Origin of the sequence: Nostoc sp. ChiQUE02 (assembly GCF_034531305.2) — a bacterium.
In the GTDB taxonomy this organism is placed as follows: Bacteria; Cyanobacteriota; Cyanobacteriia; order Cyanobacteriales; family Nostocaceae; genus Nostoc.
In genome coordinates this window covers 24,480-50,637 of the sequence record NZ_JAVRBN020000027.1, presented here as the reverse complement: position 1 = coordinate 50,637, position 26,158 = coordinate 24,480, and the positions used below count along the sequence as shown (strand labels likewise).

The window sequence follows — 26,158 nt, the reverse complement described above, 5'->3', positions numbered from 1 at the left end:
CATTGACTTGCACCTTTGTTGCATTGACCTGCACCTTTGTTGCATTGACCTGCACCTTTGTTGCATTGACCTGCACCTTTGTTGCATTGACCTACACCTTTGTTGCATTGACCTACACCTTTGTTACATCGACCTGCACCTTTGATACATTAACCTGCACCTTTGATGCATCGAACTGCAAAAATTAACTTTCTCTAAGTTACACAACAACTCTAAAAGACTTGTGTGTACACCATAGCCTTAAAAAGGGGGCTAAAAGTTTCTTAAATTCCCCCAATTTATTGAGGAATTTAAGGGTATCTAAAAAGTTAGGAAGCTAAACGAGTAGTTTGAAAACACGCCCTAGTCCAAGCTACACAGGAAACTTGGAAACCCAGATTAAATATTGACTTTTTTAATTACGAATTACGAATTGGAATAAGCAGGGGAATCATTGATGCCAGACTGGATTTTAAATAAACTTTTTAGCCTAAAAGAACAGGTAACAGTAGTCACAGGCGGTTCTGGTGTGATTGGTGGAGCTATGGCAAAGGGTTTGGCCCTTGCTGGAGCGCAAGTAGCCGTTCTGGCTCGCAATGAAGCACGGACGGGTGCGGTAGTAGCTGAAATTACCGCTAACGGTGGAGAAAGCATAGCTGTGCTGGCAGATGTTAGCGATCGCTCCCAATTAGAAATAGCCAAAGATGTTATCCTACAGCATTGGGGTCAAATAGACATTTTGGTAAACATGGCTGGCGGTAATATCCCTGCTGCCACAATTACTCCTGATGCTACTATTTTTGATATGCCACACGCGGCTTTTGAGGAAGTGGTTAGCCTCAACTTACTTGGAACTCTACTGCCCAGCCAAGTTTTTGGTCAAGCAATGGTCGAAAGAAATCAGCCCCACGGTTGCATTGTCAATATTTCTTCTATGTCTGCCATTCGAGCGATTAGCCGCGTGGTTGGCTACTCAGCCGCTAAAGCCGGGATAGATAACTTTACTCGCTGGCTAGCGGTAGAACTTGCCCAAAAGTATGGAGATGGACTAAGAGTAAATGCGATCGCGCCAGGTTTTTTTATTGGAGAACAAAATCGAGATTTACTCCTAAATTCCGATGGTAGTTTGACCGAACGCGGGCAAAAAATTATTCAGCATACCCCCGCCGGACGTTTTGGCAAACCGGATGAATTACTCAGCACCTTAATCTGGTTATGTAGTTCGGGTTCTAGTTTCGTCAACGGGGTAGTTGTGCCGGTAGATGGTGGATTTAGTATCTACAGTGGAGTTTAATAATGTATTCACTGGCTGTAAATAACGGAACACTTTCAGATGAGCAAGTTTCCGGGCTAGTTCATCAAGCTTTAGCAGACCCCAAGTTGGATGGACAGCGCATCTTGGTGTTAATTCCAGATGGTACCCGCACTGCTCCCATACCTCAAATGTTTCGATTGCTTCATCAGGAGTTGAGTAAAAGGGTAGCAGCTCTAGATTTCTTGATCGCTCTGGGTACACATAATCCCATGAGTGAGGAACAAATCAATCACTTGGTGGGAGTGACACACCAGGAGCGAGAGACAACTTTTAAAAAAGTTAGCATCTTTAACCACCTTTGGGATGAGCCGGATACCTTTATTTCTTGTGGAGTAATTTCGGCAGATGAGATAGCAGAGATTAGCCGTGGAATGCTGCATCAGGCAGTTGATGTACGTGTTAACAAGCTTGTAACAGAGTACGATCTAATAATGATTTGCGGCCCGGTCTTTCCCCACGAAGTTGTCGGTTTCTCTGGTGGAAATAAATACTTTTTTCCCGGCATTGCTGGTCAAGAAGTAATTGATTTATCACACTGGTTGGGTGCTTTAATCACCAGTTATGAAATTATTGGGACACCGGGAATAACACCAGTTCGGCGCTTGATTAACCGAGCCGCTAGCCTGATTTCTACCCCGAAGCTTTGTTTGGCGATGGTAGTCGCACCAAAAACGAATCAGTTAGCTGGACTTTATATAGATAAACCAGAGTCAGCCTGGGAAGCCGCTGCAAAATTATCAGCTAAACTGCATATTAAATATGTAGATCAGCCTTTTAAACAAGTACTTTCAGTAATGCCCCAAATGTATGACGACATTTGGACAGCAGCTAAAGGAATGTACAAACTAGAGCCAGTAGTGGCCGACGGAGGTGAAGTTATTATATATGCGCCTCACATCACCGAGTTTAGCTATACACATGGCGAAATCCTGTCCCAAATTGGCTATCATGTGCGGGATTACTTCCTCAAACAGTGGGATAAATTCCAAGCGTATCCTGGTGGAGTGCTGGCTCATAGTACTCATTTAAAAGGTATGGGTACTTTTGATCCTATACAAGGGGAACAAGCGCGGATTCGCGTCACTTTGGCTACTGGTATTTCTGCTGAACGTTGTGCTGCTCATAACTTGAACTATCGTGACCCAGCTACCATTCGACCAGCAGAATGGGCTAACCGGGAAGATGAAGGCATCTTGCTTGTGCCGAAAGCTGGTGAGATACTGTACCGTGTAAGTTACAGCAGTTTTCAGGCAACTAAATCATCGGGTAGGGGCACATATAGCGCTTCTGGGTTGAGTGAAATACAGACCTAACCCCCAGCCCCTTCCCTTGTAGGGAAGGGGAGTAAGATTCAAAGCCTCTCTCCTTTTAGGAGAGAGGTTTGGAGAGAGGTCAAACTGTATTGCATCCAAACGATAAATGCTATATAGCAATCCGATTTGATTGCGTGAAAAAATCTAAGTTTATTGCAGCGAACACAAAAAAGCATGGGTGGGAAATTAATTGTATTTGAAGGGGTGGAAGGCTGTGGCAAAACCAGCCAAATGCAGCTTTGTTCTGAGTGGTTAGAAAGTCTAGGTGTATCTGTGGTGGTAACTCGTGAACCAGGGGGAACAGAATTAGGTTTACATCTTCGCCGCTTGCTACTAGAAAAGGCAGAGGATAAACCGGTTGCTGAAGTGACAGAACTATTGTTGTATGCTGCTGACCGATCGCAACACGTTGAACAAGAACTCAAACCAAATCTCTCAGCAGGCAAATATATTTTATGCGATCGCTACACCGACTCTACCATTGCCTACCAAGGATATGGTCGCGGTCTTAACATGAGTTTAATCAATCAGCTTAACTATATTGCTACTGGTGGTTTAGAAAGTGACCTAACTATTTGGCTAGATGTCGATGTCGAAGTAGGACTGGCCCGCAAACTAGACGGCAAAGTAGGGCTAGACCGCATTGAACAGGAGACAATCGCTTTTCATCAGCGCGTTCAGCAAGGATACGCACATTTAGCAGCATCCCATCCCTCACGAATTGTGCGGGTAGATGGCAGCTTGAGTAAAGAAGCTGTACAACAGGTAATTCAAGGAATTTTGCGCCTACACCTGAAGGGGTTGCCGTAGGCATCGCCTCAAATTTTGAGGCGATATATAAAATAATACTTGTTTTTTGGATCAACTCGTAAAGAAGTACTTTTTAGAAAATATTTAAAATTCTGGCGTTGCATAGTTGCGGGATGATTTAGCAACTTCCAAAATTCTCTCCCTGCTTCCCCTGCCTCCTGCCCCCTGCTTCCCCTACTCCGTAATCCTATCCTTGTCTCGGCTGAATGCCAGATGCAATTAATGTCTCTATTGACTTGCTATTCAGGGGTTTGGAGAAAAAATATCCCTGTGCATATTTGCATTTCATGGCTCTAAGTTGTGCCAGTTGCTCTATAGTTTCTACGCCCTCTGCTATTACATCTATATTTAGACTCTGTGCTAGGGTGATAATCGCTTGAACAATCTCCAAGTTTTCTCCATTAGCACCAATCTTAGTAATAAACGAACGATCAATCTTCAAGGCATTACTTGGAAAGCGGTGCAGGTAACTCAAGGATGAATAGCCTATGCCAAAATCATCTAAGTGTAATTGAATATTCATCTGTTGTAATTGCAAGAGCATAAAAGCTGCTGATTGAATATTTTCCATAAGTACGCTTTCGGTAATCTCCAGCTTTAAACTGCCACCTTCCAAACCAGTCTCTTGGATAATTTGGTTAATTTGCTCAATAAGCCCGGGTTGTGAAAACTGTTTTGTGGAAAGATTTACACTAATTGTCAAGGGTGGGTCAGTAGGAAATTTTATTTGCCAAGCACGCATCTGACGACAAGCCTCGCGCAGTACCCAATAACCAATAGGGATAATCAGCCCAGTTTCTTCCGCCAATGGAATAAAGTTGTCTGGAGGAACTAATCCGTGTTGCGGGTGCTGCCAGCGAACGAGAGCCTCGAAGCCAATAATTTTGTAAGTTTCTAATAAAACAATTGGCTGGTAGTAAACCTGAAACTCCTGGCGTTCAACTGCCCGTCGTAGATCCATCTCTAACTCTAATAGCTTCGTTACTTGGGTGTACATGGTTGAGTCAAATATCTCATGGCGTGCCTTACCCAATGCCTTAGCGCGATACATTGCAATGTCAGCATCGCGCAGGAGTTCCTCTGGATGGTTATAACTACCCTTGCTCAGGGCGATGCCAATGCTGACGGTGGTTAATACCTCGTACCCGCTGAGTTGGAACGCAGATGTCAGAGCTTCGTGTATCCGCTCTACTACGCCTGTTACGTCATTGATGTTGTTGAGATCGTCAAGCAAAATTGTAAACTCATCTCCCCCTAGACGGGCAACTGTGTCTCCAGAGCGCAGGCAATTCTCCAATCTGCGAGCAAGGGCAGTTAGTAGTTGATCGCCAATCATGTGGCCGAGACTGTCGTTGATAACTTTGAAGCGATCTAGGTCTAAAAAGAGAACAGCGAATTTATAGTCCGCACGTCGTTTTGTCAGCATGAGCGCACGTTCTAGCCGTTCCATAAATAAGGCGCGATTTGGCAGACCGGTTAGTACATCGTGAAAGGCATCATGAATTAATTGCGCCTCTGCAAGTTTGAGAGCAGTAATGTTGCGAGCGATACTCAAAACAAAATATACTGAACCATCGCTAGCCAATTCAGGCACAAGACGGGTATGGTAATGTCTTGTTTGGGAAGCGATCGCTAAACTGCATTCAAACTCGGTTTCTTGCTTAGTTTGGAAAACTTGTTGAAGCTTATGATCGCATATCCGGCAAAATTCTTCTGGCAGACTTAACTCTACATTTGTTTTGCCGATAAATGTTTCGGCTGATATTCCTGTAACCTTTTCAATAGCTGGATTAACGTAAACGTAGCGCAATTGAGGGTTAAATCTGGAAATAATATCAGGTGCATTTTCAACTAGTGCTTTGAATTCTTGCTGGCGACGCGCTAGTGCCTCCAATATCTGCTTACGCTCGGTGATATCCTGAAAGACCAAAACTGCACCCGTGATGTTACCGTTGTCATCTTTAATCGCTGCAATACTATCATCAATTGGTATTTCTGTACCGTTTTTAGCAATAAGTATCGTCTGTTCTGGTAGACCGACAGTAACGCCCGACTGAAGGACTTGCCTTACAGGACTTTCAATTATTATACGAGTTTTTTCATGAGCAATATTGAATACTTCTGTTGCTTCTTTACCAAACGCATCTGAATAATTCCAACCCGTCAATACCTCCGCAATAGGATTCATAAAAGTCACAGTTCCAGATTCGTCGCTAGTAATCACAGCATCTCCAATACTTTTAAGTACGGTAGTCAGCCATTGTTCATTCTGTTTTAATTTTTTTTCCGTCCGATGTTTAGAAAGGGTAATTTCAATAGTGAACTTTAATTCTTTTTCTTTAAAAGGCTTGAGAATGTAGCCAAACGGCTCTGTTACCTTGGCTCGATTTAATGTTGATTCATCTGCATTAGCAGTAAGATATATTACTGGAATCTTAAAAACATTATGAATTATCTGAGCGGCCTCCACACCGTCCATATTTCCTTTGAGGTGAATATCCATTAGAACTAAATCTAGAGAATCATTTGCTGCTTTCTTAATTGCTTCTTCTCCAGAATCGGCAAGCCCCATAACAGTGTATCCAAATTTTCTTAGCCTATTTTGTATATCCATTGCCACGATGAATTCATCTTCAACAACTAATATATTTACTGGATTCATGATTTTGTTTAACTTATAAATTTAGAAATTTTTAGTCGGAAATGTAATTTTATACTTCACTCCGTTATAGCTGATAAAATCGATATTGCCTTGTAATTGATGTGTTAGACCTTTTACTAATCGCAGACCTAATGATTCTGTAGCTTGAAAGTCAAAATTTTGGGCAAAACCGATACCGTTATCACTGATAGTAAGTGTAAATAAGTTTGCTTCTATGGAGCAAAAGCCAATACAAATTTCCCCCGGTTCTCTTTGAGTAAATGCATATTTTAGGGAATTTGAAATAAGTTCATTGATAATCAAGCCGCAAGGAATAGCTGCATCAATGGCTAGAAAAACCTCCTCAACGTTCATTTTTAAAGTTATAGCGCTGGAATTAACGTTGTATGAATAAAATAAATTAGTTACTAAATCTTGGATATAGTCAGCAAAATTAATCCTTGCCAAGTCTTGAGATTGATACAGTTTCTCATGGATCAGAGCCATTGATTCAATCCGGTTCTGGCTATCTTTGAATACCTCAAGGGCTTGATTATCCTTGAGATACTCTGCTTGCAGGTTGAGCAGACTAGAAATAATCTGTAAATTATTTTTTACGCGGTGATGAATTTCTTTCAATAGCACCTCTTTTTCTTGAAGCGATGCTTTAATCTGCTCCTCTGCTTGTTTACGCTCCCGTCTCACCTGTGCCTCACGCAACTCGCGGGCAACAGCAGGGATAAGTCGTGCTAAATTACCTTTGATAATGTAGTCATGGGCACCAGCTTTCATGGCGGCTACTGCGGTATCTTCACCAATAGTTCCTGAGACGATAATGAATGGCAGGTCAAGCCCACTTTCCTTGACCTGCTTCAATGCAGCAGGGGCGCTAAAGGTGGGCATGGAATAATCGCAGATGACGATATCCCATATTTGCCCTGCGATCGCAGCTTTCATGGCTGTGGGTGTATCAATCCGTTCAAAAGTTACTTCATAGTCACCACGTTGCAGTTCACGTAGCAACAAAAAAGCGTCGTCTTCTGAATCCTCAACAAGTAATACGCGCAGAGGTGTACCCATACCCATCTAAACTATAATCTTGGCGGTGATTCGTTTAAGACAAACCAGTACAACCCTAGTTGTCGCACTGCTTCACTAAATTGAGAAAAGTCTACTGGTTTGCGAACATAGCTGTTAGCACCCAAGCTGTAGCCATTGATTAAGTCTTGCTCCTCCTTGGACGAGGTGAGAATGACGACTGGAAGGATTTTTGTCCTGTCGTCAGTTCGCAGGTGTCGCAAAACTTCCAGACCATCCATTTTAGGCAGCTTCAAATCCAAGAGGATGAGATGGGGCATAACGCTCATGTCGCGATCGGCGTAGACACCTTTACCAAAGAGATAATCTAGGGCTTCCACCCCATCGCGTGCCACTACCACCTCGTTCATAATATTGTTTTTCTTAAGTGCGCGTAGGGTTAGCGCTTCATCATCAGGATTGTCTTCTACTAGTAAAATCATCTTGTTTTATATCTTCTTGTAGTTAAAGGGTGAAGTAAAATGTTGCGCCTTGCTCGATTGCGCTCTCAGCCCAGACACGACCACCATGACGGTGAACAATCCGCTGCACAGTAGCTAGTCCGATGCCAGTGCCTTCAAACTCAGTCATGGCGTGCAAGCGCTGAAAAGCACCGAAGAGTTTTTCAACATAGGCCATATCGAAGCCTGTGCCATCATCACGAACAAAATACACATGGGTGTCATCTTGCTGCAAAAGCCCAAATTCTATTCGGGCTTTTTGATGTTTTCCTGTAAACTTCCAGGCATTACCCAGCAGGTTTTCTAGCACGATCCGTAACAGATGAGTATCACCATTGGTAACCAATCCCGGCGCGATGACAAACTCTACTTGGCGTTCTGGTTGTGTCTTCTGCAACTCTGTAGCGATCGCCTCCACCAGTGCGCTGAGATCAACCTTTTCGTAACGCATCTCACTGCGCGTCAATCGTGACAGATTCAGCAAATCGTCGATCAGTTGTGCCATCCGCTGAGTGGCTGCACGCACTCGTTGGAGGTAGTTTTGACCTACTGTATCTAACTTGTCAGCATAATCTTCTAGTAGTGCTTGGCTAAAGCCGTCGATACTCCGCAAGGGGGCCCGCAGGTCGTGAGATACAGAATAACTAAATGCTTCCATCTCTTTGTTAGTGGCTTCGAGTTGTGCTGTGCGTTCTGCAACTCGCTGCTCAAGCTGAACGTTCAAGCGCAAAATCTCTGACTCTGCTCTTTTGCGCTCATTAATTTCAGTTTGCAATTCTTCGTTAGTATTTCTAAGTTCGGCAGTCCGTTTGTTAACCTCTATTTCTAACTCATCGCGAGCCTTTTGCAGAGAATTTTCCATCCGTTTGCGTTTAACGAGTTCCTGATTGGTGATTGTGGCTGCTAAACCGACGACAACAGAAGCTATAATGCTGCCAAAAATAGTCAGTAAAGTTGTTTGATAAGCGCTGGCGTTCGCCTCCATTGACCGCTGTTTCAACAACTCATTCTCTTCGTTCTCCATAGCTGTAGTCAGCATTCGGATGTCCTCCATAATCTGCTGACCCCGATCTGTCTGAACTATTTGCAGCGCGGACTCTAAATTTTTGCTCCTAGCATTAATCGCCTGTTCGATCAAAACTAGTTTTTTGGCAATCATGGGTTCAAGGCGATCGAGCCGCTGCTGTTGATTGGGGTTATCCGCTGTCAATTGGCGCAGAGCTTTAAGTTTCTGAGTAATCTCGCCACTTGCAGTGCGATACGGAGCCAGATACCGTTCTTTTCCCGTGAGAAGATAACCCCGTTGTCCAGTCTCTGCATCTTTAATTTGTGACATTACTTCTTTAGTCTTTTCCAGCACCTCGCGTGTATGTGTGACCCACTGAGCATTTTCTCTATACTGAAGCAAACTAAGATAAGAGACTACTCCAACACCAGCCATAATTGCCACTGCTATTACAAAACTGCCTGTATTCTTTTTGTAAATAGCCCATTCCATTTTTTACCTTCCTATTTAAAAAAGTAACCGCTGACTAAAGTGGTAAAAACGGTGAGCCAGCGCGGTAGACGGGTAACAGTCACTAGACTTCTTGCAGAAGTGGGGAAAAGGAACTTTTGCAAGAGGTCTACTCTCTATTGGCTGTTTTCTCTTCTCTACGAGAGGCTGCACCAACGAGACGCTTTGCGATCGCAGCGTTAGAGGGTCACCCATACTCCCTACGGAAAAAGAAGCTGTAGCTTCCCGCTCTTAAAAAGAAGGGTGACTAGCAGCCCCAGTCCAAATGGCTATATCTTCGTTCCACCAAACAGCACCCATGAAAAAATTGGCTTGCTGAAGTAAGAAGTATGAAAATGATTTTGTTTGATGTCAAAACCCATGTAGAGACGCGATATATCGCGTCTCTACATCTTGATTCATACTTCTTATTTAGCAATGCCAACAGTTTTTCACGGTACTACTGGTCATAGTCCTGAGAACTGATACCAACTTTCTTAACTTCGAGAGCAAAATTAGCTCTAATAAAGGATATCTATAATTAGTTAATTATTGGGAGCGTATATTTTCTGACTTATGGGAAGGCAAATAGTAAATTTTGTGAAATTATTCAGTATATTTCCCCAGTCATATTCAAGAGATTTTCTCTTGCATAAATTATGTCAATGTGATATGAAAATTTAGTAATTTCACTTAGAAGCCTTTGATTATATTAGCTTGATATTAAATTGACGTATTAAATACGTAGACTATAGCAGTCCTAAATGAGGTGTAAATAAGGTATAGCAATAGCCGAGTTAGGACGCTAAACGTAAGACATATTCCATCGTTTCTCGAAGAGAATTAAACAAAAGAGATTTATTTGCGACTTGTTCTGCAACGCCATTTGTGCTTGTAGTGAGTTGGTGTGCGATCGCATCACAATGCGAAGATGCAAAACAGCATTAGCTCAGAGTCTGGGGACTTGCTTAAAGACAACATAACTAGCTCATTGGGCTAGACTGAAGAAAGTTATGAGGACGCAAATATGACTGATAAAAATCGTTCTCAATGGGACTTAGGCAGGTTTATCGAAACCCTGACTTACTTTGAGGTAATTCCTTTCCTTAACTGGGTACAGCAGTTAATCCAAGGCCGTCCTAAGGATAATCAAGATAGACCCAATGGAGGAAGAAACGTGGGTGTAATATTAGTAGCAGGTGCAACAGGTGGTGTAGGTAAACGAGTGGTGCAGCGATCGCTCCAACAAGGTTATAAAGTTCGCGCACTAGTTCGAGACATTGGCAAAGCGCGGTTAATTCTTGGTAATGATATAGATTTAGTAGTTGCGGATATTACTCAACCAGAAACTTTAACTCCTTTAGTTATGGCTGATATCCAAGCTGTAATTTGTTGCACAGCAGTGCGTGTACAACCAGTTGAGGGAGATACAGCAGATAGAGCCAAATACTATCAAGGTGTTAAATTTTACCAGCCAGAAATTGTTGGCGACACCCCAGAAAATGTGGAATATCAAGGTGTCAAAAACTTAGTCCAAGCTGCGGCAAAATATTTACCCCAAGCAAACGAAAAAATAATCTTTGATTTCACAAAGCCATCAGCAGAATTAAAGGATAACTGGGGAGCGTTGGATGATGTCGTCATGGGTGGCGTGAGTGCTAGTAACATCCAATTAGGAGAAAATACAGCTTTTTTTGCTGGTAATGTCTCCACCGCTAACTCTGGCGGATTTGCTTCTGTCAGAACTAAGAATTTTGATCCACCCTTCAACTTATCTGGTTATGAAGGTGTGAAATTGCGTGTCAAAGGCGATGGTCAGCGTTATAAAATCTTTCTGCGAACAGATACAAAATGGGATGGTATTGGTTATAGCTATTCTTTTGATACTGTCGCTAATACCTGGATAGACATTCACATTCCCTTTACAGATTTAATTCCCGTATTTCGGGCAAAAGTTGTCCAAGATGCGCCGCCAATCGAGCAAAGTCGAATTTGCTCATTCCAACTGATGTTGAGCAAATTTGAATACGATGGCGCTTTAAATCCCAACTTTTCTCCCGGTGGTTTTACTTTGCAGTTGGAATCAATTAAAGCTTATGGTGGGACAACATTACCGCAATTTATCCTCGTCAGTTCAGCAGGTGTAACTCGTCCCGGACGCCCTGGTATTAATTTAGATGAAGAACCCCCAGCAGTGAAATTAAATGACCAATTGGGAGGAATTTTGACTTGGAAGTTGAAGGGAGAAGATAGTTTAAGAGAAAGTGGAATTCCTTATACGATTATTAGACCTTGTGCTTTAACTGAAGAGGCAGGTGGTAAGGAATTAATATTTGAGCAAGGTGACAATATTAGAGGCAAAATCAGCCGTGAGGAGGTGGCAGAACTTTGCGTGCAAGCTCTAAAACTAGAGAGAGCTTGTAATGTCACTTTTGAGGTAAAACAGAAAGATAATACTCTTAACTCTATCGATTGGCAGAAGCTATTTTCTAATTTAGTAAAGGATAAAGAAGCCAATAGACTTGGCAATTAGAAATTCCGGCTATACAAACTTTCCTCCACCTGCACGGACTCAGGGAATTTGAAACCCTTGTCATGCGGTTTTTGTCTGTATAGCCGCAAATAAATGAGAATCTTGTAAGACTTTAGCTATTGACATGAAAAAAATCACAGTGCTAATACTTGCTGGGATTTTATTAACAATAATCTGGGCTGGGTTATTTCCAAACACTGCTTTATCACAGCAAGTTGAATCCCGTATCAACAACCTAGAAGCGGACTTTAATCGTATCGAGTCGCGGTTAAATCAGATAGAATCTCAACTAGGTCAAAGCCGTCAGTCTCCATCCTCAAGAACAACACTTACTCCCCGACAGTCAACTGGTTCCAGAGGAAATTTATCACAGCAAGATCGGATGTTTGATCGGCTTGCAACTTTGGTAGTTGAATTGAAGCAACAAGTCAACAAATTAGAGGAGCGAGTTGGTAAATTAGAATCACGCTGAATATTTTAATCTCACATTCCGCACTTTACCAAAGAAGGCAGTTCTTGCAAAGGGCAGTTTTTGCTGAATCAGTAGCGATCCAATACTGCTCGGTTAAGAAGATTTGTAGGTTGGGTTGAATGGAGTGAAACCCAACAAAGCCCTACAAATGTTGGGTTTCGTTCCTCAACCCAACCTACCCCTTGCAAAGGGCAGTTTTTGCTGAATCAGTAGCGATCGCTTTAGCGATGCAAACCAATTACCCGCTTTAAGTCTGCTCCTGTAAAAGTTGCACCAGTCACATTAGCATTGGTTAGATTTGCATCTTCTAGATCAGCTTTTGTAAAATTAGCTCTGCTGAGATTTGCTCCCGTAAGATTTGCTTTTCCTAAGTCTGCATCGGTTAAATCAGCCCCACTGAGGTTAGCATTACTCAGATTAGTTTCATCTAGGTCAGCGTCAATCAGGATGGCATTACTCAAATCTACTCCGTTGAGGTCGATTTTATCTAGGTCAGCGCCTCGGAGGTTACAGCCTTGACATTTTCTGGTGGATAGAAGCTGTTGAACTGAATCGCCTGTCGCATTTACAAGGGTCGAAGGAGTTGGAATACTCTGTGGATTTTGCTGATTTGTTTGTAGGGGTGTATTGGGAACGGGGGCCAGATTCGGTTCTGCCGCTTGGGGTTGTTCGGCTCTCGAACATCCCGCTACAACTCCTGCTGCTAACATAGCGATCGCAGCTAGACTAATCTTTTTCTTTACAGCTACAGACTTCAATTTTCTATCAGCCTTTTCTGCTTGACATCAATTCTTAATTTAGCAATTCAGGCAGTAAGGGCAATCTATCTTAAGCTTAAAACAATGATTTTCAAATTATTTTAAGTCGTCACTATAACACGATTTAGTAATAAAACTTAGCTGGTCTTTATTAAACAAAACTAAAATAAGAGTGTTTTTTAAAGAGATCAGTTTAATTCAGTAGTTTTAAGTACGGCTTACAAGCTTGGTTATTATGATTTGGAACAAAATTATAGTTATATAGCGTTTCCTAATCATACAAGGTATATCATATTCCCCTCATCGCTTGCGGGGAGGGGGTTGGGGGTGGGGTTCTTGTATCTCACTCAAGCGAGAACCGCTATATAAGTTTCAATTACCAATGCATTGACACCTCTCTAAAAAGTGAAAAATCTCAAAGTATTTTACATTTTTCAACACCAGGTTTTCACAACACGACCCTGCAACTGTTGTCCTAACCAAGGTGTATTTTGTGAAAGTGTATACAGACTTTTCCGTTCGACTTTCCAGGTTTGCTGGGGATCAAATAAAGTAAGTTCCGCTGGTTGATGAGGTAGAATTGCACTGACTTTCTGCCCCAAACACTCTGCTGGATTGATACTCAATGCCCGCCATAATTCTAAAGCTGTAAATTCCTCTGTTTCAACGAGATATTGCCACAGCAAAGGTAATGCTAACTCTAAACCAATTGCTCCTGGAGGTGCTTCGGCAAAAGCTTGGACTTTTTCTTCATAGCTGTAGGGTGTGTGGTCAATAGCGATCGCATCTATCACACCCGCACGTACCCCCGCACGCAACGCCACCACATCACTAGGCTTACCTAAAGGTGGATCTAAATGCAAGCTGGTGTGATAACTCTTAACAGCTTTTGTATCAAGTAAAAGGTGCATCCAGGTGGTGCTGGCGGTGATGGGTAACCCAGCAGCCTTGGCTGAGGCAATTAATTCCACGCTGCGAGCTGTGGAGACACGCATGATATGGACTGGTGTACCTATAGTTGCAACCAATTCAAGCATTGCTGCGATCGCAGTAGTTTCAGCACTGGCAGGTATTGGAGGTAAACCGAAACGGAGAGCATCTGTCCCTTCTCTCATTACACCATTTGCTGCTAACTGGCGATCGCTAGGCCAAAATGCCACCGGTTTACCCAACGGCTGGAGATACTCTAACACTCCCCGCACCAGCGCCAAATTTTCTAACGGCTTACCATCGGTAAAACCAACAACTCCAGCCGACGCTAAATCCGCCAATTCCGTCATTTGCTTTCCAGCAACATCTAAGGTGATAGCACCCCAGAGATGAAGCAAGGGAGCAGGGGAGCAGGGAAGCAGGGGAGACAAATTCTCCTCTGCCCCTCTGCCCCTCTGCCCCTCTGCCTTCTTCTGCTGTAACTGTGCCACAAGTGCAGGGTTATCAATAGCCGGGGATGTATCGGGTAAAATGCTAACTCTGGTAAAGCCGCCAGCAGCAGCAGATTGTAAGAGAGACAAGAGGGTTTCCCGTTCTTCAAAGCCTGGTTCACCGGAGTGGCTGTACAAATCCACTAACCCAGGCCCAAGAACTAATCCCTGACAATCTCTAATTTGAGTATCGGAACTGATGTCAGAAATGTGCGAAGCCACTTCTCGGATATAACCATCAGCAATCAGCACATCAAATAGTTCGTCGATTTCAGAAACTGGGTCAATCACCCGTACTTTTTGCAGCAGTTCAGTCATGAAAGTTTTTAGTTCTACTAAGCTTTATTACAATGCCCCCGCTGCTGTTTTATCTAGTACGCCTCCACCTAAGTGAGTGGTGATGTTCATCGCTTGCACTACTGGTAAACCATCAATTCCAAAAGGGTAGTCGATAACACTGACTGCACCATTACCCTGACGGAAATTCCAGAAATTTTCCAGCGATAAACCCAGAATGTGACAAAGCAACGTTTTGTTAGTAGCGTCATGAGCTACTACTAAGACTGTTTTGAATTGATTAGTTGATGCGGCTTGCACAATTAATTGCCAAGCTGCAACGCTGCGTTCCCACACCTCTTGCAAATTTTCCCCTTCAGGCATTTGCACTTCGGCGGGTACTAACCGCCAGCGCTGCAACTCTCCCGGAAACTCTTGTTCTATCTCTGTTTCTAATTTTCCTTCCCAGAGACCGTGGCTGATTTCTCTTAAACCATCTTGCAAGTCTAACTTTACATTCGGATGCTGTTTTAAGATAATCTCTGCTGTTTCTTTAGGGCGCAGCATTGTGCTACTGCAAGCAAAATCAATCGCTACCTCTTGGAGAAATTCGCCTGCTTTTTGCGACTGTTGTCTACCGTTGTCGTTGAGAGGGACATCAATTTGTCCTTGAAACCTGGTTTGGCGATTCCAGTCGGTTTCGCCGTGACGCACTAGCAACAACCGTATTCCTTGATGATCTGGTCGCAATGAGGGTAGACTTTCCCCAGTGTGTTGTGTCTGATTTAAAGATTCTAGCTGGACTGGTTCGCCCAATCCCCCAGCAAAATTTAGTACAGTGATGCCACAGTTAGATTGCTGTATTGAATGGTAACGACTTGGAGAAATTCCCAGCGCTGTGCTAATCAGGGCACGATTAATGCCGTTATGTCCCACTATAAGAATAGTTTCGCCTTGATGGTGAGACAAGGTTTCTTGCCAAAACTGCCGTGCTTGTTCATATAAAGCAAGAACGGGAAAATGTTCTCTTGTTCCCTCTGCATCATTTAGCAGCATCCGCAGTTCGTCGGGGCGTTGGTGCCAAGTGCGGTAGTCTTCGGCAAATTTCTGCTTCACTTCAGCAGTCAGCAGTGCTTCCCATAAAGGCAGGTCGATTTCTAGCAGCAAATCAGAAACTTGAATTACAGCAGATTGTTCAGCATGAGTAGCTAACTCGCTATGGATAATATCTGCTGTGTGTTTAGCTCGTTGCAGGGGACTGCTGTAAATCGCATTAAATAAAATATTGCTGAGGGCTTTGCCAACTTTACTAGCATCGTTACGACCTTTTTCGGTTAATGTTGACGCATCAGTGCGCCCTTGGATACGCCGCTCGGTGTTATAACCGCTTTGACCGTGGCGCACAATGATGACACGAGTCATCTCAAAGCCCTCCTCTATCTTGACGATTAATTCTACTGCAAAATGATTGCAGAATTATCGACTCAGGAGGGCGGATTTAGTAAAATGCGAAAGTTTATTCTCGTAGAGGAGGCAGGATGAGCAGCAAAAACTGCCGTTGTGTCAACAATATTTCCTAACAAAACTGTTTTTATTCAAGCAAAAATATTTCCTCTTTATAAATGGTCTCCTAAAATAAGGGGCTTGAGCAAATTGTTAAAGGTAAGAAAACTTCTGCCACCTGCTTGACTGACAAAACTCAAGAATTTCGCCGTAAACCCTCTTTCGTACTGCTGTTAAGTCTGTTTTTGGGAAGCAATAGCAGGTTCTTTCTTTAAGTGAATCAAAAAACTGTAGTGAGTGGAAACATTCCCACCCCTGATGTGGGTCTGGTGTGGTGGCTTACCTTTACACTAAACCCACAAGTCATTTTTGCCACAAATAAGCTATTGAGATTTAAATCAGTTTCAACAGGACTATCTGCTTTAATTGTTGGCGTATCCTTTGATAAGGCAAATAAGGCATTTACACTCAAAACTACAGCATCAACCTTTATACCTGATTAATCTCCCCTTATATCTAACTGTACTTGCAACCCATCATTCTCACTCCCCGACTGAGCCGGTGCTAAGAAAACAGAAGTATCTGGCTGTGATAATGTTTCGTTAAAGCGGATTTTTACTGGAGTTTTATTGTCTCTTCTATTATTGTTAGAGAGACTTGCTGGATTAGTTTGCTCAAAAAAGCTTCTAAAGTCATCTTGAGCTGTTCTATTATCAATTCCAAGTAAAGAATCACCAGTTAATTTGTATTGCCCTGGATTTGAGCTTGATGCTGGTGACTGTGCGTAGGCTTGGCTTCCTAAGCTTGCCAAAGCTGCCGTAATTCCCAAGAAAGCAATAATTTTGGTGTTCATTTTTTTATCCAAATTATCTTTAATATTGCTTGTCTTTATTCTCTGGGCAAATTATTTTAATTAACTCTATCGTTAGGCTCTATAACAGTAATTGTATTGCGTATATAATTAGCCAGTCAATTATTCTTGGTGTTTCAGATATTACCAAGCTATAACTTTTGTATCTTTTTGGACTGTGCGATTATCTAGTTCAGTTTCCAAGCGATCGCAGTTAAGTTCGTTGAGATATGCCAGCATTAATTCAGGGATGTTATCAGAATTCTCTTCTTTAGTCGCAATCATTCTCTGACGCAAGCCGATGCAGCGTCTACGCATCTAATCAAGGGCTTGCACAATATGAGCGATGTCTACGATAGTCACTGAGCGGCTGGTGAGCGGAGTCAAACCATGTCGTTGGCGCAGCCTCTCCAAGAGTTGTGCGGGCTACGCCTACGCATTTGTGTTAATGAGAGAAAAGCGATCGCCTGACAACAAGCTGCTTGTCTACAAGATGCTCCCCAGGAGTACGCATCTAGCTAGATTCCTTTTGATCGAATTATCATTGCTCAAAGTCAGTTAGAAAATTTGCCTATTTTTTGCTGATTAGTCTATTAATTCTCCTGTTTGTCGTAAAACCTGTTCATAAAGACTGCGGCTCACCCAATACTGAGCAGTATTAATCATGGCATCTAGTAGGGGTTGCATTTGTGTAATTATCTTTCTATTTTTTGCTAATAAGAGAATACCTAGAGTCCCAATTGCTTGTAATCCTAAACTTTGAGCTACTTGGCGTGCTTCACGTTCATCTAACAAAATTTGCCGTTCTTCAGTTTCTAGTGCTAAGGCAATTGCTTCGCGTTCACCGTTATCTAATTCTGACGGTATATTGAGTGTTATTGTTGAAACTGAGACCACTTGCAGCCATCTGTCAGCAACCGCTTGCAATACAAATTCTGATCCTGGAAAACCTGCAACAGTCGTTTCATTATACACAGCTTGGGGAATAACAATTTGCTTAAATGCAGCCTGCAAGATATCAAGGCGATTAATAGCTGCAAAATTTATCAAAGGAGTAGCGTTACAAACAACGGTCACAATCTCTAAAAACCTGCTTCAATTATCTCAATATCTTGAGCTAAATCTGCTTCATTGTAATGACGCTCAATTTTGTTTCGTCCTAACAATTTCTGAAATTCCCATACAGACAAGTTAGCTAAGTTACGTGCTTGACTAAAGGTAAAAATATTCTGTGCGTACAGATGTAAAGCTAATTCTTGGCGGATAGCTTCTTCACCTTGATTTAAGGAATCAGGTGATATTTGCAAGTTTATGGGTTGGATAAATTGACTCATTACCAACTCGTGTTAGTTAGGGTTTACTAGTTTTATCATACGAGTCACAGTCAAGCGATCGCACTGGTCATACTTGCAGTATTTTTCTTAAAGTAGCACAGTAGCGATTGAACAGCGATGTCTACGATGGTCACTGAACTTGCCGTTGGCGGGTCATCTCAGAGTTTTGTTGAGTATGTTCTTCAGTGACTTGCTGACTCAGCGTGTCAATTTTTTCTGCAATAGCTTGCAAAACAAATTGCTCAGTCGAAATTCCCTGACTGCTTGCCCATTTTTCAATCTTTTGTTGGAGTTGGGGAGGAAAGTTCATAGACGTAAATACAATTAATACTCCAATTGTAAAAGGCGATCGCCTACGACGGGCTAGGTCTAAACATTTGTGTTGACGAGAGAAAAGCGATCGCTAATCAATCTCATTCCTGTTCTAAAATCCTTTCTATATCTTGCCCCGCATAGATAATCCGCACAACTTCAATGCTTTCATCTCGCTCAAAGTAAAAAATTAGATACTTTTTAAATCCCTTAACAGCCTATTTACGTAAACCTTGTAAACGAAGATTATCCAGAGGATAACGGCTACCCATTCCAGGCATTCTTGCTAACTGTGCAAAAGTTTCTCTTACAGAGTCAAAAAATAAAAGAGCCGTGTCGGGGTTTTCTTGGGCAATGTAAGCAAAATACTCATCAATATCTAAACTGGCTTTGGGTGTAATGACTATCCGCTTTGTCATTCTTTCTCTTGATGCAGCTGGTTGATCAAGTTTGTGCGTTTTTGCTGCCACCATTCATCATTAACTTCGATTGCCTCTCCACTTTCAAGTCCTGCAATTAAAAGTTCCTCTATATGTTCTTGCGTCTTGCGTTTTTGGTCTTGAGTGATTAACTCTTGTAGATATTCGCTAACTGAACCGTAGCCACCTTCAGCCACTTGTTCTTCAATAAAGGCTTTCATCGACTCAGGCAAGGAAATATTAATGTTACTCATAACCTTGGCAGTGAGGTTGAACTATTTTTTCCATCTTATCAAGGTTGTTAGGCGTTGTCTTTGAGGAAACGTTTAACGATCGCACCTTGGTTGATGAGAAAATAGCGATGCCTTCTCTTCGAGACGCTACGCAAACGGCAACGTCTTCTCTACGAGACGCTACGCGAACGACGATCGCTCAAAACTACTAGATTGCAAACTCTATCGCCTGAACCCGCTCTTTTAATTACGAATTAATTTTTTAGCCAATCGCCACAGCAGGGAAAACGGTAAGATTGCGATCGCTAACAAAATTTGGACAAACTTACTTAACCGACGCATCCAGATAGCACGGGAAGTAGACTGGCCTTGCAAGATTGCTAGATTTTCTCGAATTGTCGCTGTAGTGGGATGATTAACTCCTAAAATGCGATCGCACATTGCCAGGGCATCGCTGTAGAGGGGTTCGGCTTCGCTGTACCGCCCTTGACTTTTGTAGAGTAAAGCTAAATTGTTCAAGCTAGTAGCGACATTGGGATGGTCGCCATCAAACAGGCGCTTTCTCATTGCCAGGGCATCGCTGTAGAGGGGTTCGGCTTCGCTGTACCGCCCTTGACTATAGTAGAGTAAAGCTAAATTGTTCAAGCTAGTAGCAACATCGGGATGGTCGCCATCAAACAGGCGCTTTGTCATTGCCAGGGCATCGCTGTAGAGGGGTTCGGCTTCGCTGTACCGCCCTTGACTATAGTAGAGTAAAGCTAAATTGTTCAAGCTAGTAGCAACATCGGGATGGTCGCCATCAAACAGACCCTTGTAAACATTTACGCATTCTTCATACCAAGGTTCTGCTAATTTATATAATCCTTGTCCCTCGTAAAACCTTCCTGTTCCCAGAAATACCCAAATTACTCGATCGTTTGGGATTGATCCTAGAGAAATTATTTGTGTCTCTTTTGGTTGCTTGTCGATCTCTGCAATTAAACGTTGTGCCAAGTCCTCAAGATGGGAAACAAAATCACTGAAAAATCCAATCTGCTTAGAATTTGGTGAATCGGGAAGGCTTTGGGCAAGGGTTATCATGGCAGTGGCAAAGGTTGTTTCTAAAACTGATTTAGTTTCGCCAGCATCGGCTAACTGGGCTTGCAAAAACCACCGCACTAAGGCATGAATTTTATAACATCTTTCTCTTTCTTCTACTTGTTGCAGCAAGTTACGCCCATAGAGTTGCTTTTTTGCTGCGTTTAATTCATCTTCTGACCAAGTTAGCTGTCTTTCTTCTTGATTTTCTGCTTCTTCTCCACCTGTTGCTACCCAAATGACCAAATCCCAAAGAATCAATGCAGGAGAAAATAAACTCAACAATTTTCCTAGTTGTTGCGCTAGTGGGTCGAGTTCTGACCAAGTTAAGTCAAAGGCGGCTTTGACTCCCAGTTGAGTTGAGTTGAGATTTTCCCGGTCTTGTAAACCTGGTTCTGCTAATTTACGTTCTTGCAATCGCCCAAACATCATATCTAAAGATATTTCTGGGTCGCCTAGTAAATAACCTCCAATTAACTCTATCCCCAAGGGCAAATATTCTAGACAGTCACAGATTGCGGTTGCGGCTTGTGGCTGGTTTTCAACTCGCCGATCTTTTTCTCCCAACAGTCGTTTTAACAGTCCTAAGGCTTTACCTGGTTCTTTTTCGGGCGAGAGAACATCTAAAGAAATTTCTTGAATAAAATTTGGGTCTAAATTTCGCAGTCGAGTAGTAATTAAGACTCGGAAGCGGGAAACATAGGGTACGACTTCGCCAAGGTTAGCTAAATCAGTTACGTCATCGAAGACAATTAAAATAGGCAAGGCGGAGTTAGGATATTTAGACCAACACCAGGCGACTTGTTCTTTCAGGCTTAAAAGTCTTCCTCCTAATTCTTGGGGAATCTCAAAACTGAACTGCAACCGGAAAAACTCTAAAACTTGGGCGGCGAGATTAGTTTCTCTGTCGTTAAACCAGGCAATTCCGCCATAATCTTGTTCATATCGTCTGGCGTATTGGGTAGCTAATTCAGTTTTGCCCACGCCACCCATTCCTGCTATTGCTACATAATTTCCTCGTTGCAAGTCTTTATGCACCATTGTCAGTTCCGTTTCTCGCCCGACGAAATTGACGGAACCGCGATAAGGAATAGATTTTGTGGGAGTTAACTTTGTCCGTTCCCCGTCGGACGACTTTGGTCAGTTAAAGGTTACTGGGCCGTTAAATGTATTGCCTTGAAAAAGATTCTTTATCTCATTTGCCAAATTTTGATAGTTAATACTATTTGGCTGTTGCGGCTGCGACTTCAGCGTATCGGCAAATTCTTGTATAGATTGAATAAATTTAGGATTTAGTTCAGCTTTTGCTGCTTGTGCCAATTCCTCTACAGCTTGAGTTACTTCAGGATTATCTTGAGCCGCAGATTGCACCTCTAGTACAGCCTTACCATAGTCAAGTGGTTGCTCTGGTGCTTTCTCAATAGCAACTACAGTCTGGGGAGACTGTTTTTTGAGCGTGACGAGAAACTTGCCAGCCTTATCCCATAAAGCTTCGCCTACTTTTTCGCCCGTTTTTTCTAAGGCTTTGGTGGCAATTATAGTGCCAACAGCGATCGCCGCAGTTTCAAGTATCATATCCTGCCCCGACTATGTGTATCCTATTTACTTAATTAACACACCGCTTTTGTTCTAAATTCCGCAACTAAGTTAAAAAAACCCAGCTTTTACTCAACGTTAGGGATTTTCTATAGTCCAGCGTTACTTTCTCAATTTATTGCCTGTGATATCTAGGCTTTTTGAATTGCTTTTAAGTTATTAAAATAACGAGTTTAATTACCACCACTACGATTTTCGTTACAAACAACATAATTTTCGTTACATTATTACGAGTTTGTTACTAAAATAACAAGTTTAGTTACCACCACTACGATTTTTGTTACAAATATCATAATTTTCGTTACAATGTTACGAGTTTAGTTACCACCACTACAATTTTCGTTACAAACATCATATTTTTAGTTGATATTGCTGATTCTATCGTTACATTCAACACCAAGTTTGTGGATTTTACTCAACCAAAATCAAGCTTTAATAAGGCAAGCTAGCTCTAGAACACAATAAAAAGAACATAATTATGCCTCGTCAAAAGCGTACACATCGCGTTCTAGAAAAAGCTGAATTGAGAATGGCCGGACTCAAAGCAATTGATCCCAGTATGGATTTTGGGGATGCTCGCAACTTACAAAATATTACACAAGTAATTCAGCAGTACCGTAGCAAAATAGATGCTTATAATACCACTCTGGCTGTGATTGACTCTTACAAAAATGAGATGAAAGAGTTGGAAACAACTTTGAGCGACTTGACGGAAAAAATGCTCCTTGGAGTTGCCTTTAAGTACGGCAAAGATAGCCGTGAATATCAAATGGCAGGTGGTGTTCGCAAAAGCGATCGCATCCGTAAAAGCACAGCAACACGCTTAAGGACGACTCTAAAGGAATCAGCCAGTGAGAATACTAAAACTGCATCATAGTCTTAGTGGACTGGATGAAGCGATCGCAGAATAAATTGTTAGGAAATTGAGTCTAAATTGAGTCAGAGACTCAATAAATGCATTCTCGTATGGAGTATGGAAACGAGGAAAACTCTGTACTCCCCACTTTCTATTATCCGGCTTTTTTCCAAGGAAGCTTCACTGTAAATCGACTACCTTTCCCTAACTGACTTTCGGCATGGACAGTACCACCGTGCAACTCTACAATTCTTTGCACCATTACTAATCCTAAACCAGTGCCTGGGGAACGATGGATAGAGGCATTTTCAACCTGGACAAAAGGTTGAAATAATTTGAAAAGGTCATCGGAAAGCATACCAATACCCGTATCGACCACGCTGAAAAAGATATATTCATTTGTAGAATTTGGCTGGACTTCAATCCAGACTTCGCCTCCTTCTTTAGTAAATTTGATCGCGTTAGTCAACAGGTTGATAAATACTTGGCGAATACGGCGTTCATCGACTTGGATGGGTTCGAGTTCTTCAGGTACTTGTACTCTCAGCCGGATATTTTTTTGGAACGCCAGATGTTTGACAAAACTCAGGCTAGAGTCACATAATTCCTGAATCGAAGTAGCAACAAGTTGCAATTCTATCTTGCTGGATTCGGTGTCGGTAAGGTCAAGGATCTGGTTAATCAATTCTAGTAAATTCTTACCGCTGGATTCGAGGATATTTAGAGACTGACGCTGTTCTTCACTCACAGGGCCGTACACTTCATATTGAAGTGCCTCTGTGATTCCCAGAATGGAGTTTAAGGGAGTCCTGAGTTCATAGCTGATGTTTCCTAAAAAGGTGCTTTTGGCACGATTTGCGATTTCGGCAGCTTCTTTAGCCTCACGCAAAGCGGATTCTGCACGTTTGCGATCGCATACTTCTAAAGTCAGGGCGACAAATTGAGTTATTGAGCTAATGAAGTTTTGCTCACTCAGTTCCCATATTCGGGGAATACTAACCTGCTCATACAATACCGTTCCTACCACTTCGCCGCCAACCCAAATAGAGGTATTAATTAGGGATAGGATGTTATTTGGTTCTAGAAGTTCATCCCATAATTCTTGTACCCGTGGATCGGTGTGAGTGTCAGTGATGGTGATGGTACGGGCAGATGCCAAAGCTCTAAAGTAGATTGGATAATCTGCAAGGTTGCGTTCTAGACCTGCCGAATGTCTCTGGTCGCTACGTTCATAGAGACTTATACATTGTAGTTTGGTGCGATCGCTATTGAATAACCATACACTGACTCGTTCTATTTCTAAAGCATTTGCTGCTTTCTCGGTAATGACTTTGAATGCCGTTTCCAGATTACCTTCTGAAATCGCTTTGTGATTTGTCAGTTCTAGCAGTACTTGACTATGCTGGCTTAGTTTTCGCTCGCTGTTAATGCGTTCTTGAATCTCTTGCTGTAATTCTTGAGTTTGCTGCTTAACTTGCAATTCTAACTCTTCATTTTTGGTAATCTGTGCAGTAAAGGTTTTGCATAACTGCTGCATCATCTCGTTAAAAGATCCACCCAGTATCTCCAACTCTTTAATGCCCTGTACTTTCATCACTGAGTCTTCGCTATTGGTAAAATCGACTAAATCTTTTGTCGCCGTGCTGAAGTACAGAATTGGCTGAGTTATCCAACGGGCGGTGATAATTCCCAGTAAAGTAGCTAATCCTAATGCTCCTAAACAGAGAAAAATTATGGTTTGAGTGTTGCGATCAATCTGTCCCATAAAGTCTGCTTCTGGGACAGCCACCACAATCAACCAGTTGACATTTGGTTCGCCTTGTAACGGTCTAACTTCTAAAAATTGTCGTTTGCCGTTAAAGGAGAAATCTAGTTGCTGTAAACTTTGAATCTGGTCAAAGTTAGTAAATTTAGTTGCTAAATATTTAGCAGTTGCTTGAGTAAAGGAATTCCCGCTCTGGGAAGCTGCTAACCTAATGGGTTTACCATTTTGTAAGCGGAATGGTTCTTCGGTTGTGGAACTTGCTATTAATAGCCCCGATCGCTCGATAATAAAAATTTGCCCAAACTTGCCAACTTTAATATTTTGCAGCAAATCCCCAATTTCTGATAAGTGAGTTAGAGTGCTGTTGACTCCGAGTAACTGACCTTGTGAGTTATATATAGGTTGAGAAGCACTAATAAAAAGTGTTGGTTCGGTGAGGGGTGTGAAAATCTGACTAAAGCTGAATTTTTTGGCGTTAACTGCTGTTTGATAATCAGGACGCGATCGCGGATCATAGTTTTTGATCACTTCTGGTAGTTGGGTACGTTGACCTTGAGAGTCAATTCTGTAGGTGTAGAGGTCGTACCCAGTTGACTTGTCGGCTTTTCTGAGTAAAAATTGGCGATCGTTGAGCTTCTCAACCGTTAGGTGTTCTTGCTGTTCATTGCTTGCCGTTAAGCCCAATGCATCTGGAAATAACTTTAACTGCTCTATTAAGTATGACTCCCAGGTTGCAAGATTTTCTATCTTCAGCAACCCCATGTCAATGATATTTTGATTACTGCGTAGTACTTGACGTGGGGTTGAGAGATAAGTCTGTAAATTCTGCTCTACTCGATTGGCAACTTCATGACGCAATTCGCTAGCTACCTCATTGACTGCCTTTTGCCCATTGCCAATTGATAAGTATGCAGTCAATCCCACAGCTAGCAAGATTTGCAGCAGAAACAACGCTATCAGGATGCGATTTAGAGGTACGCCTTTGAACAGGGAAAAAACACCACTTTGCCCAGTATTTTTGTTCATCTGCCCACTCTCCATGCTACCCCTTTCTGTCCTTTAGTACTAAGTACAACACCTCGACTTCGCTGTCCTGTGGGCTTATGCATAGTTTGTACTCAGTCGGGTCAAGTGCCAATATACCACTTATGGCAAAAGAACAAAATGTTAGTTAACTGCACCTGTAGATTTTACCAGCCAAAATATTACGATCTTCAAAGGGATTGGGGACTGGGGAAGAAGCATGGGAGCACGGAGTAGGGGGAAAATTCCTCTCCTCTGCACCCCGCACCCCGCCCCTCTGCCTCTTCCTCAGTCCCCTGATTGGTAATTTAAATTAAAAATAAAAAACAAAAATAATTGAAGCAAGCATTACTTATTCATCGTGCTGATGAGTAAGTAATGTAAGGCTGATAAATATGAAATAAATTGATGGAAAACTGGATCAATTCATAGCTAATTGAGATTTATGAGTTCTAACTGGTGTTCTTAACGAAATCTAACTGTAGACAGATGAAATTTGAAACGTTACTGTTAATGGGAACGTCTTTTTTTGTGTTTAGGCTATATTCAAGTCTAGGCGCTAGAGAAAAGGAGTTAATCAATTAAAGATTGCTCTTAATTGTACTGCATACTGTCCACAGCCAGCCCCAAGACATAGGT

At 42.2% G+C, this 26,158-nt stretch carries 25 protein-coding genes; 8 read left to right on the top strand and 17 right to left on the bottom strand.

Annotated elements, in window-relative coordinates; translation table 11 throughout:
• Positions 1-436: 436 nt before the first annotated feature.
• The 3 genes from RM347_RS24185 to tmk all read left to right on the top strand — a co-directional run bounded on the left by RM347_RS24185 (position 437) and on the right by tmk (position 3,417).
• On the top strand, positions 437-1,273 hold the full coding sequence (locus RM347_RS24185) for an SDR family oxidoreductase (RefSeq protein ID WP_322715669.1): 837 nt from the start codon (positions 437-439) through the stop codon (positions 1,271-1,273).
• Positions 1,274-1,275: 2 nt separating this feature from the next.
• Positions 1,276-2,607 carry a lactate racemase domain-containing protein gene (locus RM347_RS24180; protein ID WP_322715668.1) on the top strand — a complete coding sequence of 444 codons (1,332 nt, stop codon included), beginning with the start codon at positions 1,276-1,278 and terminating at the stop codon, positions 2,605-2,607.
• Positions 2,608-2,781: 174 nt separating this feature from the next.
• Entirely contained in the window at positions 2,782-3,417 is a 636-nt protein-coding gene (tmk, locus tag RM347_RS24175) for a dTMP kinase (protein WP_322715706.1), read from the top strand.
• A 187-nt stretch (positions 3,418-3,604) separates the two neighbouring features.
• Here the strand turns inward: tmk and RM347_RS24170 are convergent, their stop codons facing one another.
• From RM347_RS24170 to RM347_RS24155, 4 genes are read right to left on the bottom strand one after another with little or no spacing between them, the layout of a single operon-like run.
• The gene (locus tag RM347_RS24170; RefSeq protein WP_322715667.1) at positions 3,605-6,079 is read right to left on the bottom strand and encodes a GGDEF domain-containing response regulator; all 2,475 of its coding nucleotides are present in this window, start codon (positions 6,077-6,079) and stop codon (positions 3,605-3,607) included.
• Positions 6,080-6,100: 21 nt separating this feature from the next.
• Positions 6,101-7,138 carry a sensor histidine kinase gene (locus RM347_RS24165; protein WP_322715666.1) on the bottom strand — a complete coding sequence of 346 codons (1,038 nt, stop codon included), beginning with the start codon at positions 7,136-7,138 and terminating at the stop codon, positions 6,101-6,103.
• A gap of 11 nt (positions 7,139-7,149) precedes the next feature.
• Positions 7,150-7,578 (bottom strand): response regulator, encoded by a 429-nt coding sequence (locus RM347_RS24160; protein ID WP_322715665.1) that lies wholly within the window; start codon positions 7,576-7,578, stop codon positions 7,150-7,152.
• A gap of 22 nt (positions 7,579-7,600) precedes the next feature.
• Positions 7,601-9,094 carry a sensor histidine kinase gene (locus tag RM347_RS24155; protein WP_322715664.1) on the bottom strand — a complete coding sequence of 498 codons (1,494 nt, stop codon included), beginning with the start codon at positions 9,092-9,094 and terminating at the stop codon, positions 7,601-7,603.
• 1,024 nt (positions 9,095-10,118) lie between these two features.
• Here RM347_RS24155 and RM347_RS24150 point away from each other — a divergent pair.
• Positions 10,119-11,624: a CIA30 family protein gene (locus RM347_RS24150; RefSeq protein WP_322715663.1), complete on the top strand. Its 1,506-nt coding sequence runs from the start codon at positions 10,119-10,121 to the stop codon at positions 11,622-11,624.
• A gap of 124 nt (positions 11,625-11,748) precedes the next feature.
• Positions 11,749-12,096 carry a hypothetical protein gene (locus RM347_RS24145; protein WP_322715662.1) on the top strand — a complete coding sequence of 116 codons (348 nt, stop codon included), beginning with the start codon at positions 11,749-11,751 and terminating at the stop codon, positions 12,094-12,096.
• Positions 12,097-12,317: 221 nt separating this feature from the next.
• On the opposite strand, the gene RM347_RS24140 is transcribed toward RM347_RS24145, so the two are convergent.
• The 3 genes from RM347_RS24140 to RM347_RS24130 form a co-directional block, all read right to left on the bottom strand.
• Positions 12,318-12,854: a pentapeptide repeat-containing protein gene (locus RM347_RS24140; RefSeq protein WP_322715661.1), complete on the bottom strand. Its 537-nt coding sequence runs from the start codon at positions 12,852-12,854 to the stop codon at positions 12,318-12,320.
• A 434-nt stretch (positions 12,855-13,288) separates the two neighbouring features.
• Entirely contained in the window at positions 13,289-14,593 is a 1,305-nt protein-coding gene (locus RM347_RS24135) for a dihydroorotase (protein ID WP_322715660.1), read from the bottom strand.
• A 27-nt stretch (positions 14,594-14,620) separates the two neighbouring features.
• A complete protein-coding gene (locus RM347_RS24130) occupies positions 14,621-15,973 on the bottom strand; it encodes a histidine phosphatase family protein (protein ID WP_322715659.1) in 1,353 nt (450 codons plus the stop codon).
• A gap of 374 nt (positions 15,974-16,347) precedes the next feature.
• On the opposite strand from RM347_RS24130, the gene RM347_RS24125 reads away from it, so the two are divergent.
• Positions 16,348-16,557 carry a hypothetical protein gene (locus tag RM347_RS24125; RefSeq protein ID WP_428850601.1) on the top strand — a complete coding sequence of 70 codons (210 nt, stop codon included), beginning with the start codon at positions 16,348-16,350 and terminating at the stop codon, positions 16,555-16,557.
• Here RM347_RS24125 and RM347_RS24120 read toward each other — a convergent pair.
• From RM347_RS24120 to RM347_RS24090, 7 genes are all read right to left on the bottom strand, one after another.
• Positions 16,554-16,907: a hypothetical protein gene (locus tag RM347_RS24120; protein ID WP_322715657.1), complete on the bottom strand. Its 354-nt coding sequence runs from the start codon at positions 16,905-16,907 to the stop codon at positions 16,554-16,556. The two genes, RM347_RS24125 and RM347_RS24120, sit on opposite strands and share 4 nt — an antisense overlap.
• 141 nt (positions 16,908-17,048) lie before the next feature.
• Positions 17,049-17,222, bottom strand: coding sequence for a hypothetical protein (locus RM347_RS24115; RefSeq protein ID WP_322715656.1), 174 nt, complete (start codon positions 17,220-17,222; stop codon positions 17,049-17,051).
• Between the two features lie 267 nt (positions 17,223-17,489).
• The gene (locus RM347_RS24110) at positions 17,490-17,981 is read right to left on the bottom strand and encodes a DUF3368 domain-containing protein (protein ID WP_322715654.1); all 492 of its coding nucleotides are present in this window, start codon (positions 17,979-17,981) and stop codon (positions 17,490-17,492) included.
• A gap of 5 nt (positions 17,982-17,986) precedes the next feature.
• A complete protein-coding gene (locus tag RM347_RS24105) occupies positions 17,987-18,238 on the bottom strand; it encodes a UPF0175 family protein (RefSeq protein ID WP_322715653.1) in 252 nt (83 codons plus the stop codon).
• A gap of 130 nt (positions 18,239-18,368) precedes the next feature.
• The gene (locus RM347_RS24100; RefSeq protein ID WP_322715652.1) at positions 18,369-18,548 is read right to left on the bottom strand and encodes a hypothetical protein; all 180 of its coding nucleotides are present in this window, start codon (positions 18,546-18,548) and stop codon (positions 18,369-18,371) included.
• 220 nt (positions 18,549-18,768) lie between these two features.
• Positions 18,769-18,969, bottom strand: coding sequence for a type II toxin-antitoxin system RelE/ParE family toxin (locus RM347_RS24095; RefSeq protein WP_322715651.1), 201 nt, complete (start codon positions 18,967-18,969; stop codon positions 18,769-18,771).
• Positions 18,966-19,223, bottom strand: coding sequence for a type II toxin-antitoxin system ParD family antitoxin (locus tag RM347_RS24090; RefSeq protein WP_322715650.1), 258 nt, complete (start codon positions 19,221-19,223; stop codon positions 18,966-18,968). The genes RM347_RS24095 and RM347_RS24090 overlap by 4 nt, the downstream gene beginning before the upstream one ends.
• Positions 19,224-19,267: 44 nt before the next feature.
• On the opposite strand from RM347_RS24090, the gene RM347_RS24085 reads away from it, so the two are divergent.
• The gene (locus RM347_RS24085; RefSeq protein WP_322715649.1) at positions 19,268-19,414 is read left to right on the top strand and encodes a hypothetical protein; all 147 of its coding nucleotides are present in this window, start codon (positions 19,268-19,270) and stop codon (positions 19,412-19,414) included.
• 31 nt (positions 19,415-19,445) lie between these two features.
• Here the strand turns inward: RM347_RS24085 and RM347_RS24080 are convergent, their stop codons facing one another.
• Positions 19,446-21,320, bottom strand: coding sequence for a tetratricopeptide repeat protein (locus tag RM347_RS24080; RefSeq protein ID WP_322715648.1), 1,875 nt, complete (start codon positions 21,318-21,320; stop codon positions 19,446-19,448).
• A gap of 99 nt (positions 21,321-21,419) precedes the next feature.
• A complete protein-coding gene (locus RM347_RS24075) occupies positions 21,420-21,854 on the bottom strand; it encodes a hypothetical protein (RefSeq protein WP_322715647.1) in 435 nt (144 codons plus the stop codon).
• Positions 21,855-22,353: 499 nt separating this feature from the next.
• On the opposite strand from RM347_RS24075, the gene RM347_RS24070 reads away from it, so the two are divergent.
• Positions 22,354-22,752, top strand: a complete 399-nt coding sequence (locus RM347_RS24070) for a hypothetical protein (RefSeq protein ID WP_322715646.1) — start codon at positions 22,354-22,356, stop codon at positions 22,750-22,752.
• 133 nt (positions 22,753-22,885) lie between these two features.
• On the opposite strand, the gene RM347_RS24065 is transcribed toward RM347_RS24070, so the two are convergent.
• Positions 22,886-25,522: an ATP-binding protein gene (locus tag RM347_RS24065; protein ID WP_322715645.1), complete on the bottom strand. Its 2,637-nt coding sequence runs from the start codon at positions 25,520-25,522 to the stop codon at positions 22,886-22,888.
• Between the last annotated feature and the right edge of the window lie 636 nt (positions 25,523-26,158).

What these genes read in the sequence shown, in the direction of transcription:
- RM347_RS24145 (WP_322715662.1), top strand. Translation starts at nt 11,749, where the DNA reads ATGAAAAAAATCACAGTGCTAATACTTGCTGGGATTTTATTAACAATA.
- RM347_RS24155 (WP_322715664.1), bottom strand. Translation starts at nt 9,094, where the DNA reads ATGGAATGGGCTATTTACAAAAAGAATACAGGCAGTTTTGTAATAGCA.
- RM347_RS24095 (WP_322715651.1), bottom strand. Translation starts at nt 18,969, where the DNA reads ATGACAAAGCGGATAGTCATTACACCCAAAGCCAGTTTAGATATTGAT.
- RM347_RS24150 (WP_322715663.1), top strand. Translation starts at nt 10,119, where the DNA reads ATGACTGATAAAAATCGTTCTCAATGGGACTTAGGCAGGTTTATCGAA.
- RM347_RS24135 (WP_322715660.1), bottom strand. Translation starts at nt 14,593, where the DNA reads ATGACTGAACTGCTGCAAAAAGTACGGGTGATTGACCCAGTTTCTGAA.
- RM347_RS24165 (WP_322715666.1), bottom strand. Translation starts at nt 7,138, where the DNA reads ATGGGTACACCTCTGCGCGTATTACTTGTTGAGGATTCAGAAGACGAC.
- RM347_RS24065 (WP_322715645.1), bottom strand. Translation starts at nt 25,522, where the DNA reads ATGAACAAAAATACTGGGCAAAGTGGTGTTTTTTCCCTGTTCAAAGGC.
- RM347_RS24170 (WP_322715667.1), bottom strand. Translation starts at nt 6,079, where the DNA reads ATGAATCCAGTAAATATATTAGTTGTTGAAGATGAATTCATCGTGGCA.
- RM347_RS24100 (WP_322715652.1), bottom strand. Translation starts at nt 18,548, where the DNA reads ATGAACTTTCCTCCCCAACTCCAACAAAAGATTGAAAAATGGGCAAGC.
- RM347_RS24180 (WP_322715668.1), top strand. Translation starts at nt 1,276, where the DNA reads ATGTATTCACTGGCTGTAAATAACGGAACACTTTCAGATGAGCAAGTT.
- RM347_RS24130 (WP_322715659.1), bottom strand. Translation starts at nt 15,973, where the DNA reads ATGACTCGTGTCATCATTGTGCGCCACGGTCAAAGCGGTTATAACACC.
- RM347_RS24160 (WP_322715665.1), bottom strand. Translation starts at nt 7,578, where the DNA reads ATGATTTTACTAGTAGAAGACAATCCTGATGATGAAGCGCTAACCCTA.
- RM347_RS24120 (WP_322715657.1), bottom strand. Translation starts at nt 16,907, where the DNA reads ATGAACACCAAAATTATTGCTTTCTTGGGAATTACGGCAGCTTTGGCA.
- RM347_RS24115 (WP_322715656.1), bottom strand. Translation starts at nt 17,222, where the DNA reads ATGCGTAGACGCTGCATCGGCTTGCGTCAGAGAATGATTGCGACTAAA.
- RM347_RS24105 (WP_322715653.1), bottom strand. Translation starts at nt 18,238, where the DNA reads ATGAGTCAATTTATCCAACCCATAAACTTGCAAATATCACCTGATTCC.
- RM347_RS24070 (WP_322715646.1), top strand. Translation starts at nt 22,354, where the DNA reads ATGCCTCGTCAAAAGCGTACACATCGCGTTCTAGAAAAAGCTGAATTG.
- RM347_RS24075 (WP_322715647.1), bottom strand. Translation starts at nt 21,854, where the DNA reads ATGATACTTGAAACTGCGGCGATCGCTGTTGGCACTATAATTGCCACC.
- RM347_RS24080 (WP_322715648.1), bottom strand. Translation starts at nt 21,320, where the DNA reads ATGGTGCATAAAGACTTGCAACGAGGAAATTATGTAGCAATAGCAGGA.
- tmk (WP_322715706.1), top strand. Translation starts at nt 2,782, where the DNA reads ATGGGTGGGAAATTAATTGTATTTGAAGGGGTGGAAGGCTGTGGCAAA.
- RM347_RS24185 (WP_322715669.1), top strand. Translation starts at nt 437, where the DNA reads ATGCCAGACTGGATTTTAAATAAACTTTTTAGCCTAAAAGAACAGGTA.
- RM347_RS24090 (WP_322715650.1), bottom strand. Translation starts at nt 19,223, where the DNA reads ATGAGTAACATTAATATTTCCTTGCCTGAGTCGATGAAAGCCTTTATT.